16 protein-coding genes are annotated in these 17,858 nt (G+C 73.2%); 12 read left to right on the top strand and 4 right to left on the bottom strand.

The window, feature by feature from the left end; translation table 11 throughout:
- Positions 1–2: 2 nt before the first annotated feature.
- Positions 3–1,787 carry a BACON domain-containing protein gene (locus ACZ6A9_RS32290; RefSeq protein ID WP_468993204.1) on the top strand — a complete coding sequence of 595 codons (1,785 nt, stop codon included), beginning with the start codon at positions 3–5 and terminating at the stop codon, positions 1,785–1,787.
- A gap of 11 nt (positions 1,788–1,798) precedes the next feature.
- Here ACZ6A9_RS32290 and ACZ6A9_RS32285 read toward each other — a convergent pair whose 3' ends face one another.
- Positions 1,799–2,674 (bottom strand): DUF3109 family protein, encoded by an 876-nt coding sequence (locus ACZ6A9_RS32285; RefSeq protein WP_468993201.1) that lies wholly within the window; start codon positions 2,672–2,674, stop codon positions 1,799–1,801.
- Positions 2,675–2,769: 95 nt separating this feature from the next.
- Between ACZ6A9_RS32285 and ACZ6A9_RS32280 the strand changes: the two genes are divergently transcribed.
- The 4 genes from ACZ6A9_RS32280 to ilvD all read left to right on the top strand — a co-directional run bounded on the left by ACZ6A9_RS32280 (position 2,770) and on the right by ilvD (position 7,458).
- Positions 2,770–3,702 carry a Ppx/GppA family phosphatase gene (locus tag ACZ6A9_RS32280; protein WP_468993198.1) on the top strand — a complete coding sequence of 311 codons (933 nt, stop codon included), beginning with the start codon at positions 2,770–2,772 and terminating at the stop codon, positions 3,700–3,702.
- 154 nt (positions 3,703–3,856) lie between these two features.
- Positions 3,857–4,696: a sugar phosphate isomerase/epimerase family protein gene (locus ACZ6A9_RS32275; protein ID WP_468993196.1), complete on the top strand. Its 840-nt coding sequence runs from the start codon at positions 3,857–3,859 to the stop codon at positions 4,694–4,696.
- A gap of 41 nt (positions 4,697–4,737) precedes the next feature.
- Positions 4,738–5,418, top strand: coding sequence for a TetR/AcrR family transcriptional regulator (locus ACZ6A9_RS32270; protein WP_468993237.1), 681 nt, complete (start codon positions 4,738–4,740; stop codon positions 5,416–5,418).
- 186 nt (positions 5,419–5,604) lie between these two features.
- Positions 5,605–7,458 carry a dihydroxy-acid dehydratase gene (gene ilvD / locus ACZ6A9_RS32265; protein ID WP_468993193.1) on the top strand — a complete coding sequence of 618 codons (1,854 nt, stop codon included), beginning with the start codon at positions 5,605–5,607 and terminating at the stop codon, positions 7,456–7,458.
- Between the two features lie 260 nt (positions 7,459–7,718).
- Here ilvD and ACZ6A9_RS32260 read toward each other — a convergent pair whose 3' ends face one another.
- A complete protein-coding gene (locus tag ACZ6A9_RS32260; protein ID WP_468993191.1) occupies positions 7,719–9,845 on the bottom strand; it encodes a serine/threonine-protein kinase in 2,127 nt (708 codons plus the stop codon).
- A gap of 182 nt (positions 9,846–10,027) precedes the next feature.
- On the opposite strand from ACZ6A9_RS32260, the gene ACZ6A9_RS32255 reads away from it, so the two are divergent.
- The 6 genes from ACZ6A9_RS32255 to proC all read left to right on the top strand — a co-directional run bounded on the left by ACZ6A9_RS32255 (position 10,028) and on the right by proC (position 14,548).
- Entirely contained in the window at positions 10,028–10,336 is a 309-nt protein-coding gene (locus ACZ6A9_RS32255) for an SH3 domain-containing protein (RefSeq protein WP_468993189.1), read from the top strand.
- 228 nt (positions 10,337–10,564) lie between these two features.
- Positions 10,565–11,071, top strand: a complete 507-nt coding sequence (locus ACZ6A9_RS32250) for an EamA/RhaT family transporter (RefSeq protein WP_468993186.1) — start codon at positions 10,565–10,567, stop codon at positions 11,069–11,071.
- A 52-nt stretch (positions 11,072–11,123) separates the two neighbouring features.
- Positions 11,124–11,936, top strand: coding sequence for a class I SAM-dependent methyltransferase (locus ACZ6A9_RS32245; protein WP_468993183.1), 813 nt, complete (start codon positions 11,124–11,126; stop codon positions 11,934–11,936).
- 31 nt (positions 11,937–11,967) lie between these two features.
- A complete protein-coding gene (locus tag ACZ6A9_RS32240; RefSeq protein ID WP_468993180.1) occupies positions 11,968–12,759 on the top strand; it encodes an ABC transporter ATP-binding protein in 792 nt (263 codons plus the stop codon).
- The gene (locus ACZ6A9_RS32235; protein WP_468993177.1) at positions 12,756–13,526 is read left to right on the top strand and encodes an ABC transporter permease; all 771 of its coding nucleotides are present in this window, start codon (positions 12,756–12,758) and stop codon (positions 13,524–13,526) included. The genes ACZ6A9_RS32240 and ACZ6A9_RS32235 overlap by 4 nt, the downstream gene beginning before the upstream one ends.
- Before the next feature lie 209 nt (positions 13,527–13,735).
- The gene (gene proC, locus ACZ6A9_RS32230; protein ID WP_468993174.1) at positions 13,736–14,548 is read left to right on the top strand and encodes a pyrroline-5-carboxylate reductase; all 813 of its coding nucleotides are present in this window, start codon (positions 13,736–13,738) and stop codon (positions 14,546–14,548) included.
- Positions 14,549–14,576: 28 nt separating this feature from the next.
- On the opposite strand, the gene ACZ6A9_RS32225 is transcribed toward proC, so the two are convergent.
- Positions 14,577–15,161 (bottom strand): cysteine hydrolase family protein, encoded by a 585-nt coding sequence (locus ACZ6A9_RS32225; RefSeq protein ID WP_468993172.1) that lies wholly within the window; start codon positions 15,159–15,161, stop codon positions 14,577–14,579.
- A 75-nt stretch (positions 15,162–15,236) separates the two neighbouring features.
- On the opposite strand from ACZ6A9_RS32225, the gene ACZ6A9_RS32220 reads away from it, so the two are divergent.
- On the top strand, positions 15,237–16,241 hold the full coding sequence (locus ACZ6A9_RS32220; RefSeq protein ID WP_468993169.1) for a GlxA family transcriptional regulator: 1,005 nt from the start codon (positions 15,237–15,239) through the stop codon (positions 16,239–16,241).
- On the opposite strand, the gene trpS is transcribed toward ACZ6A9_RS32220, so the two are convergent.
- A complete protein-coding gene (trpS, locus tag ACZ6A9_RS32215) occupies positions 16,172–17,206 on the bottom strand; it encodes a tryptophan--tRNA ligase (RefSeq protein ID WP_468993167.1) in 1,035 nt (344 codons plus the stop codon). The genes ACZ6A9_RS32220 and trpS overlap by 70 nt on opposite strands.
- Positions 17,207–17,858: the final 652 nt, after the last annotated feature.

The following is a 17,858-nucleotide window of genomic DNA, read 5'->3' as shown; positions in this document are numbered from 1 at the left end:
GGATGACGAGCAGCGGCCCTCAGACCTCGACCCGTACGACCGGAGCCCGCCGGACGCACCGGGAAGGGCGCGACCGCGGGGCCGCGCGCACCCTGGCGCGGCGGCCGGCCACCCGCTACGAACCCCACCTGGACGGCCTGTTCACCTACTGCCTGTCCGTGCTGTGCGACCACGACGCGGCGATCGCCGCCCTGGCCGACGTCCTCGCCCTCGCCGAGCGGCGCGGCCGGCACGTGCCCGACGAGCTCGGCAGCCGCAGGGCATGGCTGTACGCACTGGCCCGCTGGGCCTGCCTGCGCAAGCTCACCGAGGCCGGACGCAGGCGTCGGGCCGGCCACGCGGCGAGCCGCACCGGCCGCCGGCGCGCGGCGGACACCGCTACTGCCCCGGCCGTCCCGGAGGAGGTGGTCGAGCGGCGCCGCGGCGAACTGGCCGCACTGGCGTGGCCGGAGGCCGCCGGCACCACCCCGGAGCAGCGCGAGGCGCTCGAACTCGCGGTGCGCCACCATCTCGCCGCACACGAGGTCGCCTCCGTGCTCGGCATGGAACCGGCCGCCGCGCGTGCGCTGCTCGCCACCGCCGCCTGCGAGGTGGAACGCACCCGCGCCGCGCTCGCCGTCGTGGAGGGCGGCACCTGCCCCGGCGTGGCGCACCTCACCGGCGACCGGCGGCTCGTGCTCAGCGCGACGCTGCGCCAGGAACTCGTCCGGCACGTCGACGACTGCCCGCGCTGCCGCCGCAGCGCCGAGCGGGCCGTACCGGGCCGCTGGCCGGGCACCAGCGTCACCCCGGACGCGCTGCCCGTGCTGCCGGCACCCGGTGCGGAGCTGCACGCCGCCCTGGCGCACGCCCCGCGCACGCGGGGCGCCACGCCCCGCTTCGACCGCCGCGGTTTCCCCCTGGACCCCAAGGACCGGATCGCGCGCCGCGACCGGCTGCGCACACGCGCCGTCACCACGACCGTGGTCGCCACCGTCGTCGCCGCACCGGTGCTGGCGCTGTGGGCGGCCTACCGCGGCACCCCGACCGGAGAGGCCCACGACGGCCGTTCCGCCTCCGCGCGGGAGGACGGCGGGACCGTCGACCTCGACGGCCAGGAGGCGGGCGCCGGCTACGAGAACACCGGCAACGCCAGTACCCGCCCCGGCCCCCGCTTCGGGGAGGACGGCGAGGCGGACGTGTCGGTGGAGGTCGTCGCTGCCGCCGGCGCGGGGAGCGAGGGCGCGGCCACGCTCGGCGTCACGGCCGGTCACAGCGGCGACACCACGCTGATCACCCTCACCGCGACGGGCACCGGACCGGTCCGCTGGTCGGTGTCCACGGGAGCGCCGTGGCTGTATCCGAGCCGCTCCTCGGGAACACTCGCCCCCGGCGAGTCGGTGACGGTCCGGGTGCACGTCGACCAGCTGCGCGAACCGTCGGGCCACTGGAGTGCGACCGTGGCGATCGCCCCGTCCGGTGCGGTCGTCACCATCGACGGCTACGGCACCGCCACCGGCGGCGGCGCGCCCTCCGGCCACCCGGGCGGACCCGGCACCGCGCACCCCGGCACTCCGAGCGGGCCGCCTCCGTCGTCGCCGGACCCGGAGCCGACGCCCAGCACGCCGGCGCCACCCGAGCCCACGCCGGACGACCCGCCGACCTCACCCGGCCCGGAGCCGACGGACGGCGGCCCCACACCCACCGGACCGACGCCCGGCGAGCCGGTGCCCACCGGCTCGGATCCGGCAGCGGGCGACGCTCCGCCGCCCGCCGGGGGCGGCGATGCGAGGCCTTCGACCCCGTGACCGCTGCGGTGTCAGGCGGGGTCCGCCGGGTGCGGCGCCAGCAGCGGCAGCTGCGACGCCAGCCGCTCCTCGCACAGCTCGGCCAGACGGTCGTAGCCGGCCTTGCCCATCAGCTCGGTCAGCTCCGCGCGGTAGGAGACGTACACCGGGTCCCCGGCGCCGTGCGCCGAGGTGGCCGAGGTGCACCACCAGTGCAGGTCGTGGCCGCCGGGGCCCCAGCCGCGGCGGTCGTACTCACCGATCGACACCTGGAGCACACGCGTGTCGTCGGGCCGGTCGATCCACTCGTAGGTCCGCCGCACCGGCAGCTGCCAGCACACGTCCGGCTTGGTCTCCAGCGGCTCCCGGCCCTCCTTGAGGGCGAGGATGTGCAGCGAGCAGCCCATGCCGCCCGCGAATCCCGGCCGGTTCTGGAAGATGCACGAGCCCTGGAACGGCCGGGTCTGACGGTCGCCGTCCTCGTCCTCGGAGACCCAGCCGTCGCGCGTGCCCTCGGCGTGGTGCTGCCAGATGTCCGGCGTGAGCCTCGCCACATGCCCGGCGACCCGCTTCTCGTCGTCCTCGTCGGAGAAGTGGGCACCCAGGGTGCAGCACCCGTCGTTCGCGCGGCCGGCCTGGATGCCCTGGCAGCCGCTGCCGAAGATGCAGTTCCAGCGAGAGGTCAGCCATGTCAGATCGCAGCGGAAGACCTGCTCGCCGTCCGCCGGATCAGGGAATTCCACCCACGCGCGGGCGAAGTCCAGGCCCTTCTCGTCGTCCACCGGCGGTGCCGCTGCCGGCGTCCGCGGTGCTGTCACCCGCGAAGGACCCCCGGACGGTCCGGCCACTTTCTCCTTCTTGGCCTTCTTGTCCGTCTTCTCGTCCTTCGTCTTTTTCGTCTTTGGCACCCGTCCAGGGTAAGTCGCCCGCGCCGGGAGCGGGGACCGGATCGGCTGCCGCGGAGGGGGCAACACGCCGCGCTGCGCGCAGTAGCGTTCCGTACATGAGACTCGGTGTCCTCGACGTGGGTTCGAACACGGTGCATCTGCTGGTGGTGGACGCGCACCCCGGCGCCTGTCCGCTGCCCGCGCACTCGCACAAGGCCGAACTGCGCCTCGCCCAGCTCCTCGACGACAGCGGGGCGATCGGCGCCGACGGGGTGGACCGGCTGATCGCGGTCGTCCAGGAGGCGCTGCAGGCGGCCGAGGACAAGGGCGTCGAGGAGCTGCTGCCGTTCGCGACCTCGGCGGTGCGCGACGCGGGCAACGCCGACGAGGTCCTCTCCCGTGTGCGGGAGGAGACCGGGGTCGAGCTCCAGGTGCTCAGCGGCGCCGAGGAGGCCCGGCTCACCTTCCTCGCCGCGCGCCGCTGGTACGGCTGGTCGGCCGGGAAACTGCTCGTCGTCGACATCGGCGGCGGCTCCCTGGAGATCGCCTACGGCATGGACGAGGAGCCCGACACGGCGGTGTCGCTGCCGCTCGGCGCCGGCCGCCTCACCGCCGGCTGGCTGCCCGCCGACCCGCCCGAGGCGGACGACGTCCGCGCGCTGCGCCGCCATGTGCGCACCGAGATAGCGCGCACGGTGGGGGACTTCACCCGTCGCGGTGCCCCCGACCATGTGGTGGCCACCTCCAAGACCTTCAAGCAGCTCGCCCGCCTCGCGGGTGCCGCCCGCTCCACCGAGGGCCTGTACGTGCAGCGCGAGCTGAAGCGGGAGTCCCTGGAGGCGTGGGTGCCGAGGCTCGCCGCCATGACGGCCGCCGAGCGCGCGGAACTCCCCGGCGTCTCCGAGGCCCGCGCGGGCCAGCTGCTGGCCGGGGCCCTGGTCGCGGAGGGCGTGATGGACCTGTTCGGCATCGAACGCCTGGAGATCTGCCCCTGGGCCCTGCGGGAGGGCGTCATACTCCGCCGTCTGGACCACATGGGCGAGGGGTGACGCAGCGCCGGAGCCGGGCAGCCGGGGGTGCCCGGGGCCGGGCCTCGGCGGCCGCCGCCCCACCCCGCGCGACCCCGCGCCCGGCTATGGCGATCGCCACAACGGCGCGCGGGCACCCCGCACCGACCCGACCCCACCCCGTAACCTGAGGCTCGTGGCAGAACCAAGGGACGTAGTCCGCATCCCGGAGGCGAAGGTCGCCCTGTCGACGGCCTCCGTCTACCCGGAGTCGACGGCGACGGCCTTCGAGATCGCCGCGCGCCTCGGGTACGACGGCGTCGAGGTCATGGTGTGGACCGATCCGGTCAGCCAGGACATCGAGGCCCTGCGCAGACTCAGCGACTACCACCGCATCCCCGTCCTCGCCGTCCACGCCCCGTGCCTGCTCATCACGCAGCGCGTGTGGTCCACCGACCCCTGGACCAAGCTCCAGCGGGCCAGGACGGCCGCGGAGAAGCTCGGCGCCGGCACGGTCGTCGTCCACCCCCCGTTCCGCTGGCAGCGGCAGTACGCGCGTGACTTCGTCGACGGCATCTGGCGGATGGCGGACGAGACGGACGTGCGATTCGCGGTGGAGAACATGTACCCCTGGCGCTACCGCGACCGCGAGATGCTCGCGTACGCCCCCGACTGGGACGTCACCAAAGAGGACTACCGCCACTTCACGATCGACCTCAGCCACGCCTCGACCGCCCGCACCGACACCCTGCAGATGATCGACCGCATGGGCGACCGCCTCGGCCACGTGCACCTCGCCGACGGCAAGGGCTCCGCCAAGGACGAGCACCTGGTGCCCGGCCGCGGCGACCAGCCCTGCGCGGAGGTGCTGGAGGGCCTCGCGCGCAGCGGCTTCGACGGCCACGTCGTCATCGAGGTCAACACCCGCCGGGCGATGTCGAGCGCGGAGCGCGAGGCCGACCTGGCCGAGGCCCTGGCGTTCACCCGCCTGCACCTGGCCTCCGCCGGCTCCGCGATCCGGGTGCCCCGCAGGTGACCGGCGTGACCGCGAGCGACGACGGCCCGGGCGCCTCGGCGGTGGGTGCCTCGACCCCGGGCGCCTCGACCCCGGGCGCCTCGGCGTCGGGCGCCCCGGGCCCGGGCGCCTCCGGCCGGGGCGACGAAACCCCCCGGCGCCGCGGCCGCCCGCCGCGCACGGAGGCGGCCGGTACCCGGGACCGCATCCTCGACGCGGCCCGCGAGGAGTTCTCCGCGCGGGGGTACGACAAGACGTCCGTGCGGGGCATCGCCAAGTCGGCCGGGGTCGACTCCGCGCTGGTGCACCACTACTTCGGCACCAAGGAGCAGGTCTTCGAGGCCGCCGTCGAGGTCGCCTTCGCGCCGGCGTTCGCCGTGCGGGACACCCTCGTCGACGGCCCCCTGGAGGAGGCCGGCGAGCGGATGACCCGCATGATCATCGGGCTCTGGGAGAATCCGGTCACCCGGGCCCCGCTGCTCGCGATCCTCCGCTCCGCCGTCAACAACGAGACGGCCGCCGCGGTCTTCCGCCGCCTCGTCGCCGGTCAGTTGCTGCGCCGGATCGCCGGGCGGCTGGACGTGCCGGACGCGGAGCTGCGGGCCGAGCTCGCCGCCGCCCAGCTGGTCGGGATCGCGATGGTCCGGTACGTGATCAAGGTGGAGCCGCTGGCCTCCGCGGACGCCGAGCAGATCATCGCGCGGGTGGCGCCGGTCGTGCAGGGGCACCTCACCGGCGGCTGAGGCGCGCACCCCTCCCCGGCGAGTGCGCCGGGTGTCGGCGAGGCGCGTTTCCCGCCCGGGCCGGACTGAGACATTCGTCCCGCATTGCGGACACCTCGTCCCGCCCTCTGGATGACCGGCGTACGCTCGGGTGCAGTCAGAACTCTCTGGCCGAGACTCCCCGAAGGTCTGAAGGAGCGAGCGACGATGCCCGAGCTGAGGTCCCGCACAGTCACCCACGGCCGCAACATGGCGGGCGCCCGCGCCCTGATGCGCGCCTCCGGTGTACCCGGCGCGGACATCGGCCGCAAGCCGATCATCGCGGTCGCCAACAGCTTCACCGAGTTCGTCCCCGGCCACACCCACCTCGCCCCGGTCGGCCGGATCGTCAGCGAGGCGGTCGTTGCGGCCGGCGGCATCCCGCGCGAGTTCAACACGATCGCCGTCGACGACGGCATCGCCATGGGCCACGGCGGCATGCTGTACTCCCTGCCCTCCCGCGACCTGATCGCGGACAGCGTGGAGTACATGGTCGAGGCGCACCGCGCGGACGCCCTGATCTGCATCTCCAACTGCGACAAGATCACCCCGGGCATGCTCAACGCGGCCCTGCGCCTGAACATCCCCACCGTGTTCGTCTCCGGCGGCCCCATGGAGGCCGGCCGCGCCACCCTGGTCGACGGCACGGTCCGCACCCTGGACCTGATCGACGCCATGGTGGAGGCCGCCAACGACAAGGTGTCCGACGCGGACGTCCTCCGCATCGAGGAGAACGCCTGTCCGACCTGCGGCTCCTGTTCCGGCATGTTCACCGCCAACTCGATGAACTGCCTCACCGAGGCGATCGGCCTGTCCCTCCCGGGCAACGGCTCCGTCCTGGCCACCCACACCGCCCGCAAGGCGCTCTACGAGAACGCCGCGCACACGGTCATGGACATCACCCGCCGCTACTACGAGCAGGACGACGACACGGTCCTGCCCCGCGGTATCGCCACCGTCGCCGCGTTCGAGAACGCGATGGCCCTGGACATCGCCATGGGCGGCTCCACCAACACGATCCTGCACCTGCTGGCCGCCGCCCAGGAGGCCGAGGTCCCCTTCGGCCTCACCGAGATCGACGCCCTCTCGCGCCGCGTCCCCTGCCTGGCGAAGGTCGCGCCGAACGTCACCAAGGACCGCACGTACTACATGGAGGACGTGCACCGCGCGGGCGGCATCCCCGCGCTGCTCGGCGAGCTGCACCGCGCCGGGCTGCTCAACGAGGACGTCCACTCCGTGCACAGCCCGTCCCTGGCCGACTGGCTCAAGACCTGGGACATCCGGGCCGGCTCCCCCTCCCCGGAGGCGGTGGAACTCTGGCACGCGGCCCCGGGCTGCGTGCGCTCCGCCGAGGCCTTCTCCCAGTCCGAGCGGTGGGACTCCCTCGACGAGGACGCCGAGGGCGGCTGCATCCGCTCCGCCGAGCACGCCTACTCCAAGGACGGCGGCCTGGCGGTGCTGCGCGGCAACCTCGCCGTCGACGGCTGCGTCGTCAAGACGGCCGGCGTCGACGAGTCCATCTGGACCTTCGAGGGACCCGCGGTCGTCTGCGAGTCGCAGGACGAGGCCGTCGAGAAGATCCTCACCAAGCAGGTCAAGGAGGGCGACGTCGTCGTCATCCGCTACGAGGGCCCCAAGGGCGGGCCCGGCATGCAGGAGATGCTCTACCCGACGTCGTACCTGAAGAGCCGCGGCCTCGGTAAGGCCTGCGCCCTGATCACCGACGGCCGCTTCTCCGGCGGCACGTCCGGCCTGTCCATCGGCCACGCCTCCCCGGAGGCGGCCTCGGGCGGCACCATCGCCCTGGTCGAGGACGGCGACCGCATCCGCATCGACATCCCGAACCGCTCCGTCGAGCTGCTGGTCGACGAGGCCGAGCTGGCCCGCCGCGAGGAAACCCTGAACGGCCGGTACGCCCCGAAGAACCGCGACCGCAAGGTCTCCGCGGCCCTGAAGGCGTACGCCGCGATGGCGACCAGCGCGGACAAGGGCGCGGTGCGGGACGTGAGCATGCTGGGCTGATCCCCCGCGCCGACGCGGGGCCGCTCCCGCACCTCGGGAGCGGCCCTGCGCCGTCACCGGCCACCTGGCTCCGCCCCTCCTCAGGCCCGGCCCGGCGTGCCCCGACCCGCCCACGGCGGTCGGGAGCGGACCCCGGCCGCGCGGCGTTCCGGCTTCGACGTCACGGCGACGGCCTCGGTGGTGCGGCGACGGGCGGTCCTTCCCGAGGAGCCGGGCCGAGGCCGGTGGCGGTGTCCCTGGCGGGCAGCGGCCCGCCCGGTTCACCAGCCGGCCGGGTCGTCCCCCAGCACGCCGAACACGGTTCCGTCGGGTGCCCCGGCGTAGACGTGGCCGCCCGCGAGCACGGGCGCGGGCAGCGCGGCGGGCACCCGGTCGGAGTCGGCGCCGAGCCGCGGCCGGGTCTGCCCGAGGAGCTTGCCCGTGCCGGCGTGCACGCCCAGCAGCCGGCCGTCGGGGGCGGTGACGTACACGTGCCGTCCGTCGGAGACGGGCACCGAGCCCCGGCTCACGCCCGTCTCCAGCCGCCACCGCTGTTTCCCCGCCGCCATGTCGACGGCCACCAGCGAACCGCCCGCGCCCATCAGGTGCACGGTGTCCCCGTGCACGCCGGCCTGCGCCTGGGCGACCGGCACGGGAAGCGTCACCCTTCGGGCCTCCCCGGTGCCGGGCGTGAAGCGGACCACGGCCGTCGCGTCCCCGTGCACGGGGCCGCCGACGAGGAGGTACACGGCTCCGTCCGCCGCGCCGACCGGCGTCAGCGCCCCCTCCAGCTCCACGTCCCACCGCACCTCGCCCGTCACCGGATCCACCGCGGTGACCCGGGTACCGCCGCCGTCCCCGGACGGACTCGTCGCGTACGCGGACGGTTCCCCGGACTTCCCTGGCCCTTCGGGGAACGAGACGAAGTACGGCACCGCCTGCCCCGGGATCCGGTGGGACCACCTGGTGTCGCCCGAGGCGCCGTCCACGCCGCTGACCGTCCCGTCGGCGCGGGTCAGCAGGAGCATGTCGCCGACCGCCCGCACCCCGTCGTACGCGGGCACCTCCTCCCGCCACACCGGCCGGCCCGTGGCCGGGTCGAGCGCCTCCAGGTCGCCGATCAGGTCGAGGGAGGGCTGGACGAGGCCGCCCGCGACGACCGGGGGTTCGCTGCGGGTCGTCCCCGCGACGTCGTGCCGCCACAGGGTGCGGCCGTCGGACGGATCGAGGGCGACGACCCGGCCCGGAAGCGCGCACAGCAGTCCCCGGGTCCCGTACGAGCACTGGGGCATGCCGCCCGCCTCCGGGGCGGGCACCGCCTCCCACGCCCCGAAGCCCGCCGGTGTGCTCGGTGCGGCGGAGGTCTTCCGCGCCGGTTCCGTGCCGTCGTCGAACACCTGGACCACCGTGAGCCCGCCGAGCACGGCGAGGCAGAGCGCCCCGGCCACCACGACCGTCCGCCTGCCCAGGCGCCGCAGGGGCCGGCGGCCGGCCGCGTCCGCCGGGACCGGCACCGCGGCCTCCTGCCGCGGCGCTTCCGGCGTCCGCGGCGCCGGCCCGAACACCTGGGTGTCGTAGGCCGCCGCCACCGACCGCAGCTCGCCCATCAGTTCGTCCGGCGTGGGCCGGTCGTCGGGCTCCTTGGCGAGGCACCGCAGCACCAGCGGCGCGAGCGACTCCGGTACGCCGGTCAGGTCGGGCTCGTCGTGCACCACCTGGTAGGCGACGACGTACGGGCTGTCGGAGTCGAACGGACCGCGCCCCGTCGTCGCGTGCACCATGAGCGAGCCGAGCGCGAACACATCCGCCGCGGGGCCCACTTCACGGGGCCGCCGGAACTGCTCGGGCGCCATGAAGGGCGGCGTCCCGATCAACTTCCCTGTCTCGGTGCGCAGTTCGCTGTCGCGTGGCCGGGAGATGCCGAAGTCGATGACTTTCGGACCGTCCTCGGCGAGCAGCACGTTGCTCGGCTTCAGGTCCCGGTGCACGACCCCGACCCGGTGGATGTCGCGCAGCGCCTCGGCGAGCCCGGCCATCAGCCGGCGGGACTGGTCCGGATCCATCGGGCCGTTCCGCTTCACCTGCTCGGAGAGCGTCGGGCCGGGGATGTACAGGGTGGCCATCCAGGGCCTCCCGCAGTCCGGGTCGGCATCGACGACCGGCGCCGTGAAGGCCCCGCTCACCCGCCGCGCCGCGGCCACCTCCTGCCGGAACCGCCCTCTGAACTCGGGGTCCATCGCATACCGGGCGTGCACGACCTTCACCGCGACCCGCATCCCGGAGGTGCTGCGGGCCAGATGCACGACGCCCATGCCACCCGAGCCCAGACAGGACTCCAGACGGTAGTGACCGGCGTACTCCGGAAGTTCCGCTTCCGTGTCAGCTCCGGCGTTCCGCTGCGGCGCCATGAACCACCCCCGTGCTGTTCGTTCGCGCGCGCGACGCTCGGAGCCTAGTCGATGGTGCGCACGGGACCGAGGCGGCTTGCCCACTTCTGCGTGCGAAAGGCGAACTGGTGTTTCATGGCTTGTTCCAGGGGAATGAACGTGGCCCCACGACAGTCGTGGGGCTCAACGGGGGAGGATTTGTCATGTCTGTCGACCAGACTCCAGGGATCGCCGGCGGCGAGGAGAAGGCGACCGCGGCCGCGGCGGCGGCTTCCTATCCGGTGGCGCCGGGTTATCAGGTGAACGTCCGCAGCGGCCCCGGCACCGGCTACGCGATCGTCCGGGTCCTGCCCGAGGGCTCCTGGGTGCGGATCACCTGCCAGACGACGGGCACCCGCGTCACGGGCCCGTACGGCACCTCGTCCCTCTGGGACAACATCGGCAGCGGCCAGTACATCTCCGACGCCTACGTCCGCACCGGCAGCGACGGCTACGTCGCCCCCCGCTGCTGACACCGTCGGCTCCCCGGGGCGACTCTCCGGCAGGGTCGCCCCGCCCGCCCCGCCCGCGTCGTGGGCGGGGCGGACGGGGACGGGGGCGTCGGAGGGGGCGACGCCGGCGAGCAGCCTCGTCCTCCCAGCCACCGGTAGGGGCACGAACAGTTCCCGCACCGGCCTGCGGGGGCACCGGTGCGGGAGGGGGCTCCCGCCGGTGCGCGGGGCAGGGGCCACAATCGAGGCGTGAGCGCAGCAGAGAACGACACGACCAGCACCCCGGACACCCCCGCCGGCCCCCGGCCCGAGCCCATCCGCTTCTTCGGCACGACCTGGGTCGACCACTCCGGCGGCTACACCGCCCGCCGCGCCGGCGTCTGCGTCGGCTCCCTCGCCGCCGCGGCGGCCGCCTGCTTCGTGCTGCGTTTCGCCTATGAGGGGCTCGCGATCGCCGACGTGGGAAGTTTCGTCTCGCTGCTCATGGTGGTGATGTTCGCGATCTGCAGCTCGCTCGCCTTCCGCCACACCTGGTCCTCCTTCACCGGCCGCCCGGACCCCGACCGCCAGGCATCCCTGCGCGGACTGCTATCCATCGGCTTCATCGGCTCCCTCCTCGCCTACTTCGTCCGCTCCCTCACGGAGGCCCCGGGCGAGAAACTCCACCGCGCCGAGTACGAGCGGGCCCGCGAGGAGTACGACAAGCGCGCCACCCGCCGCACGGGCAACCCGTCGAAGAGGCGCCGCCGCCCCTGAACCCGCCGGAAATCCACCCCCCGTCCTCCCGCCGCGCGGCCACCATGGCCGTATGACGACACCGAGGGCCGACCAGGTCACCCGCACCACCCGGGCGCACTCCTTCAACGCGGCCGCCGCCCAGTACGCGGCCGGCCGCCCCTCCTACCCGCCCGCCCTCTTCGACGCGATCGAGGAGCTGAGCGGCCGCCCCCTCGCCGGCTCCCGGGTCGTGGACGCCGGCGCCGGTACCGGCATAGCCACAGCCCGCCTGCGCGAGCGCGGAGCCGACGTGATCGCCGTCGAGCCCGGTGAGGGCATGGCGGCCGAGTTCCGCCGCACGCTCCCCGGCGTCCCGGTCGTCCGGGGCAGCGGCGACGCCCTCCCCCTCGCCGACCACTGCGCCGACCTGCTCACCTACGCCCAGGCCTGGCACTGGACCGACCCCGTCCGCGCCGTCCCGGAGGCGGTCCGCGTCCTGCGCCCGGGCGGGGCGCTCGCCCTGTGGTGGAACCGCGACGCGCTCGACGTGCCGTGGATCGCGGAGGCCGGGGAACGCGCCCGCCGCCACGTCGGCTTCGACGTCTCCGCGGAGAAACGCGACCTCGGCGCCCACGCCGCCGACGTCGACGGGCACCTCGACGTCGTACGCCGGGACATCCGCTGGAGCCGCAGGGTGCCCCTCGACACCCACCTCGCCAACCTCGGCAGCCACTCGCTGTTCCTGCTGCAGGGCGAGGAGCGCAGCGCGGCCTACCTGGCCGAGGAGCGACGGCACGTCCTGGAGGTCTTCCCCGACGGGATCGTCGAGGAGACGTACGACGTCCTGCTGCTCCTCGCGACCACGACCACGACCACGACGAGGCCCGCGCCCGCGACGGCTTGACGGCGCACCCGGCCGGGAGGATATTCATCACATGATGAATTACTCCTCCCGGCCGACGGAGGAACCGGCCGTACGCGCCCAGGACCTCACCGTCGTCCGAGGCTCGCGCACCGTCCTGCGCGGCCTCGGCTTCACCGTCCCGCGCGGTCAGGTCACCGGCCTCCTCGGCCCCTCCGGATGCGGCAAGTCGACCCTGATGCGCGCCGTCGTCGGCACCCAGGCCAAGGTCACCGGCACCCTCGACGTCCTCGGCCACCCCGCCGGCCACCCCACCCTGCGCACCCGCGTCGGCTACGTCACCCAGGCCCCCTCCGTCTACGACGACCTGACCGTCCGCCAGAACCTCGACTACTTCGCCGCGATCCTCGACCCCGGCCGGGCAGCCGCCGACCGCCGACGCGAGAACGTCACCCGGGCCGTCGCCGACGTCGACCTCACCACCCACGCGGACACCCTCGCCGGGAACCTCTCCGGAGGCCAGCGCAGCCGCGTCTCCCTCGCCGTCGCCCTGCTCGGCACTCCCGAACTGCTCGTCCTGGACGAACCCACCGTCGGCCTCGACCCCGTCCTGCGCCGCGACCTGTGGCAGCTCTTCCACACCCTCGCCGCCGAACGGGACGCGACCCTCCTGATCTCCTCCCACGTCATGGACGAGGCCGAGCGCTGCCACCGCCTCCTGCTCATGCGCGACGGCGAGATCCTCGCCGACGACACGCCCGACGCCCTGCGCACCCGCACCGGCTCCGAGACCGTCGAGGCGGCCTTCCTGCACCTGGTCGACCGGGCCGCCGCACAGGGCCGGACGAAGGAGACCACCCGATGAGCACCACCGCCCCCGCGCCGGCACGCGCCCTCAGCGCCTCCCGCACCACCGCCACCGCCGCCCGGGTCCTGCGCCAGCTCCGCCACGACCCGCGCACCGTCGCGCTGATGATCCTGATCCCCTGCCTGATGCTGTTCCTGCTCCGCTACGTCTTCGACGGCAGCGCGCGCGTCTTCGACAGCATCGGCGCGTCACTCCTCGGGATCTTCCCGCTGATCACGATGTTCCTGGTCACCTCGATCGCCACCCTGCGCGAACGCACCTCCGGCACCCTCGAACGCCTCCTCGCCATGCCCCTCGGCAAGGGCGACCTCATCGCCGGCTACGCCCTCGCCTTCGGCGCCCTGGCGATCGTCCAGTCGGCCCTCGCCACCGGCCTCGCCGTCTGGTTCATGGGCCTCGACGTCACCGGCAGCCCCTGGCTGCTCCTCCTGGTGGCCCTGCTCGACGCCCTCCTCGGCACAGCCCTCGGTCTCTTCGTCTCGGCCTTCGCGGCCTCGGAATTCCAGGCGGTCCAGTTCATGCCGGCGGTGATCTTCCCCCAGCTCCTCCTCTGCGGCCTGTTCACCCCACGCGAGGCCATGCACCCCGTCCTGGAGGCCATCTCCGACGCCCTCCCCATGTCCTACGCCGTCGACGCCATGAACGAGGTCCTCCGGCACCCCGACATGACCACGCTCTTCGTCCGTTACACCCTGATCGTGGCAGCCTGCGCCCTCCTGGTCCTGGCCCTCGGCGCGGCCACCCTGAAACGCCGAACCGCTTGAACCAGCCCGTCCGGCGTCTGAGGACGAGGCCCGTTCAGGGCCGAAGCGAGGTTTGGGGGCGCAGCCCTCAAGGACGGGAAGGGAAGGGGCGGCGGGGGCGAGAAGCCCTCCGCCCCCCACGTCCCGCCCACTGGACGCCCCACCCCCGCCGACCCGCCGGGATGCAAGGATGCCCACAGGACGACGCACCCCCGGAGGGCACCCCAGCCATGACCCAGAAAGTCGCAGTCCTCGGCACCGGCAAGATCGGCGAAGCCCTGCTCAGCGGCATGATCCGCGCCGGCTGGGCCCCGGCGGATCTCCTCGTCACCGCCCGCCGGCAGGAACGAGCCGAAGAGCTCCGCACCCGCTACGGAGTCACCCCGGTCTCCAACCGGGAAGCCGCCAAGACCGCCGACACCCTGATCCTCACGGTCAAGCCGCAGGACATGGGCACCCTCCTCGACGAACTCGCCCCGCACATCCCCGCCGACCGCCTGGTCGTCAGCGGCGCGGCCGGCATCCCGACGTCCTACTTCGAGGAGCGCCTCGCCACCGGCACCCCGGTCGTCCGCGTCATGACCAACACCCCGGCCCTCGTCGACGAGGCCATGTCGGTCATCTCCGCCGGAAGCCACGCCACCGCCGACCACCTCGCCCACGCCGAGGAGATCTTCGGCGCCGTAGGCAAGACGCTCCGGGTCCCCGAGTCCCAGCAGGACGCCTGCACGGCCCTCTCCGGCTCCGGCCCCGCCTACTTCTTCTACCTGGTCGAAGCGATGACCGACGCCGGCATCCTGCTCGGCCTGCCCCGCGACAAGGCCCACGACCTGATCGTCCAGTCCGCGATCGGCGCCGCGACGATGCTCCGCGACAGCGGCGAGCACCCGGTCAAGCTCCGCGAGAACGTCACCTCCCCCGCCGGCACCACCATCAACGCCATCCGCGAACTCGAGAACCACGGGGTACGCGCCGCCCTCATCGCCGCTCTCGAAGCCGCCCGCGACCGCAGCCGGGAGCTCGCCTCCGGCACCAAGGACTGACGACCGGCCCGAACTCCCGCACGGGGGTTCACTTCGCGGCGGACAGGACCTCCTCCGTCGTCACCACCGCCGCGAACCCGCCCCCGTGCAGCGACACGGCCGACGCCCGCGCCAGCTCGTCCGCGCTCTGCCGCCAGCCGAACGGCCCCTCCAGACCGAAGGTGTACGTCGCATCGAACGCGACCACGACCTCGTACCCGAGGTTCCCGCCCATCCGCGCGGTCGTCTCCACGCACATGTTCGTCTGGATCCCGGCCAGCACCACCTGCGAGATCCCCGCTTCCCGCAGCCAGGCACCCAGGTCCGGAGTCCCGAGGAACGCCGAGTTCACCGTCTTGGTGACCAGCAGCTCGGCCCCGCTGCCCTTCCCTCGCCGCCGCTCCACGTACTCCTTGAACCCGTTGCCCTCGTACCCGGCCCGCAGCGGCGACCCGGGCTGGACCGAGTCGTGCCGCACGAAGACCACCGGCCGACCGGTCGACTGCCACACGTCGATGAGCGCGGCGATGTTGTCGTCCGCCGCCGGGTGGTTGCGCGTCCCCCAGAAATCGACCTCCTCGAAGCCCTTCTGCACGTCCACGACCACCAGTGCTGCGTTCTGCGCGATGTCCATGCACCCGATCGTGCCGTCCGGCAGCACTCACTCCCAGAGGTCCGGAAGCCAGCGATCGATGGTTTACTGCCACGCATGGCAGCCCCCTACCGCGTGGCCCTCGTCGCCTTCCCCGGTATCCGCGCCTTCGACGTCTCCGTCATCACCGAGGTCTGGGGCCCCGACCGTACCGACCGCGGCGCTCCCGCCTTCGACCTGCGCCGCGTCGCCACCGACACCACCCCCGTCCCCATGCGCGGCGGCCTCACCCTCCTCCCCGACCGCCCCCTGACCTGGCTGGCCGACGCCGATCTGATCGTCGTCCCGGGCCTGGACGACCACCTCACCCCCGCGCCACCTCCCGTCCTCGACGCCCTCCGCCGGGCCCACGCCCACGGCACCACACTCGCCGCCCTGTGCGGCGGCGCCTTCACCCTCGCCCAGGCCGGACTCCTCGACGGCCGCCGCGCCATCACCCACTGGAACCTGATCGACCTCTTCCGCGCACACCACCCCCACGTCACCGTCGTTCCCGACGCCCTGTTCATCGAGGACGACAACCTCTGGACCGCGGCCGGCACCGCCGCGGGCATCGACCTCTGCCTCCATCTGATCCGCCTGGCCCACGGAGCGGAAGCCGCCGCCACCATCGCCCGCTCCATGGTCACGGCGCCCTTCCGCACCGGCACCCAGGCACAGTTCATCGAGCACCCGACCCCACGCACCGACCGCGACGCCGACTCCCTCGCCGCCGTACGGGAGCACGCACTACGCCACCTGCACGAACCGCTCACGGTCGCCGACCTCGCCGCTCATGCCGGCATGTCCCCGCGCACCTTCGCCCGCCATTTCACCGCGGCCACCGGCACCACCCCGCTGCGCTGGCTGCTCGACCAGCGCATCGCCGCCGCCCAGCGCCTCCTCGAACGCACCGACCTCCCCATGCCCGAGGTCGCCCGCCGAGCGGGCTTCGGCAGCGAGGTCACGATGCGCCAGCACTTCGCGTCGCGCCTCGCCACCAGCCCTCGCGCCTACCGGGCCGCGTTCACCACGGGCGCCCCGGTATCCGATCCCGCCGGCAACAGCCCGATCGCCCGATAAGCGGCATCCACGGTCGGTCGAGCCATGCCCCGCGCCCGCTCCGCACCATCCCGCAGCACCCCCTCCACATAGCCAGGATCCGCGCACAACTCCTTGTGCCTCTCCTGCACGGGCCTCAGCGCTTCCACCACCGCCTCCGCCGTGTCCTTCTTCAAAGACCCGTACGACTCATATACACCGCCCAACGCCTCCGGGTTCCCACCCGTGCACGCCGCGAGGATCTCCAGCAGATTCGCCACCCCCGGCCGGGCCTCCCTGTCGTACACGACCTCCCGCCCGCTGTCGGTCACCGCCCGCATGACCTTCTTCCGCACCACGTCCGGCTCGTCCAGCAGGTAGACGATCCCCGGCCCCGTGTCGTCGCTCTTGCCCATCTTCGACGTCGGCTCCTGGAGGTTCATCACCCGCGCCGCGACCTTCGGATGCGTGGCCCGCGGCACAACGAACGCGTGCCCGTACCGCTGGTTGAAGCGCACCGCGAGATCCCGGGTCAGCTCCACGTGCTGAGCCTGGTCGTCCCCCACCGGTACCTCGTCGGCCCCGTACGCCAGGATGTCCGCCGCCATCAGTACCGGATACGTCAGCAGCGACAGCCGTACGCTTCCGCCCCGCCGCTGTTCCCGGGCGGCCTTCTCCCTGTACTGGATCATCCGGCGCATCTCGCCGTCCGTGGCCACGCACTCCAGCAGGTAGGACAGCCGCGCGTGCTCGTCCACGTGGCTCTGTACGAACACCGTGCACCGCTCCGGGTCGAGCCCCGACGCCAGCAGCAGCGTCGCCGCCTGGCGGCTCAGTCTGCGCACCCGCGCGGGATCGTGGTCCACGGTGAGCGCATGGAGATCGACCACGCAGAACAGCGCGTCCGCACGGTGCTGGTCGACCGCGGCCCACTGCCGCATGGCTCCCAGGTAGTTCCCCAACGTCAGGTGTCCGGTCGGCTTGATCCCACTGAAGACCCGTGTCATCTCTTCTTCTCCCTCTCCTCGCGGAGGCCGCCGTCCCCGGCCGGCCGCCCCTCGGAGTCCTGGAGGGAGAAAGCAGAACGGCCGCCGAGGCGGCGGCCGTTTCGTGCGCGCGTAGCGTCGGCCGCCGTCAGGCGGCCCACCAGAACTGGCTGTACGTGCGCGTCGTCATGGGGACCACGGTACGCCGGGGAGGTGGGGTCCCGCAGCGAGTTGACACGCCCTGGTGGGCTCCGTATGGTTCTCCGAGTTGTCCGACGTGAGCGCCGACTCCGGTCGGTCCCCGGACAACCATTCCACGAGCACCACCATTGATCGACGTCAGCAGTCTGTCTGCGGGCGGGTCAATGGCATGCGTATTCGTGAAATGAGGAATCCGCGCCCGAAAGGGAGCAGGACCCCGATTAGGTCGGGAGCCGGGACTCCGCTAAAGTCTCACTCGTCGGAACGGCCCAAGGGCCGGAAAGGCGAACCCCACTGACTGGGAATCAGGCCCGAAAGGATCTGATAGAGTCGGAACCGCCGGAAAGGGAAACGCGAAAGCGGGAACCTGGAAAGTGCCGAGGAAATCGGATCGGAAAGATCTGATAGAGTCGGAAACGCAAGACCGAAGGGAAGCGCCCGGAGGAAAGCCCGAGAGGGTGAGTACAAAGGA

It is taken from the genome of Streptomyces sp. NPDC041124, from assembly GCF_055592385.1.
This window is presented reverse-complemented; position numbering and strand designations above follow the sequence as displayed.

Excerpts from the sequence above, each read along its gene's own strand:
- ACZ6A9_RS32245 (WP_468993183.1), top strand. The coding sequence starts at position 11,124 with ATGACGACACCGAGGGCCGACCAGGTCACCCGCACCACCCGGGCGCAC.
- proC (WP_468993174.1), top strand. The coding sequence starts at position 13,736 with ATGACCCAGAAAGTCGCAGTCCTCGGCACCGGCAAGATCGGCGAAGCC.
- ACZ6A9_RS32240 (WP_468993180.1), top strand. The coding sequence starts at position 11,968 with ATGATGAATTACTCCTCCCGGCCGACGGAGGAACCGGCCGTACGCGCC.
- ACZ6A9_RS32255 (WP_468993189.1), top strand. The coding sequence starts at position 10,028 with ATGTCTGTCGACCAGACTCCAGGGATCGCCGGCGGCGAGGAGAAGGCG.
- ACZ6A9_RS32235 (WP_468993177.1), top strand. The coding sequence starts at position 12,756 with ATGAGCACCACCGCCCCCGCGCCGGCACGCGCCCTCAGCGCCTCCCGC.
- trpS (WP_468993167.1), bottom strand. The coding sequence starts at position 17,206 with ATGACACGGGTCTTCAGTGGGATCAAGCCGACCGGACACCTGACGTTG.
- ACZ6A9_RS32280 (WP_468993198.1), top strand. The coding sequence starts at position 2,770 with ATGAGACTCGGTGTCCTCGACGTGGGTTCGAACACGGTGCATCTGCTG.
- ilvD (WP_468993193.1), top strand. The coding sequence starts at position 5,605 with ATGCCCGAGCTGAGGTCCCGCACAGTCACCCACGGCCGCAACATGGCG.
- ACZ6A9_RS32290 (WP_468993204.1), top strand. The coding sequence starts at position 3 with ATGACGAGCAGCGGCCCTCAGACCTCGACCCGTACGACCGGAGCCCGC.
- ACZ6A9_RS32260 (WP_468993191.1), bottom strand. The coding sequence starts at position 9,845 with ATGGCGCCGCAGCGGAACGCCGGAGCTGACACGGAAGCGGAACTTCCG.
- ACZ6A9_RS32220 (WP_468993169.1), top strand. The coding sequence starts at position 15,237 with ATGGCAGCCCCCTACCGCGTGGCCCTCGTCGCCTTCCCCGGTATCCGC.
- ACZ6A9_RS32225 (WP_468993172.1), bottom strand. The coding sequence starts at position 15,161 with ATGGACATCGCGCAGAACGCAGCACTGGTGGTCGTGGACGTGCAGAAG.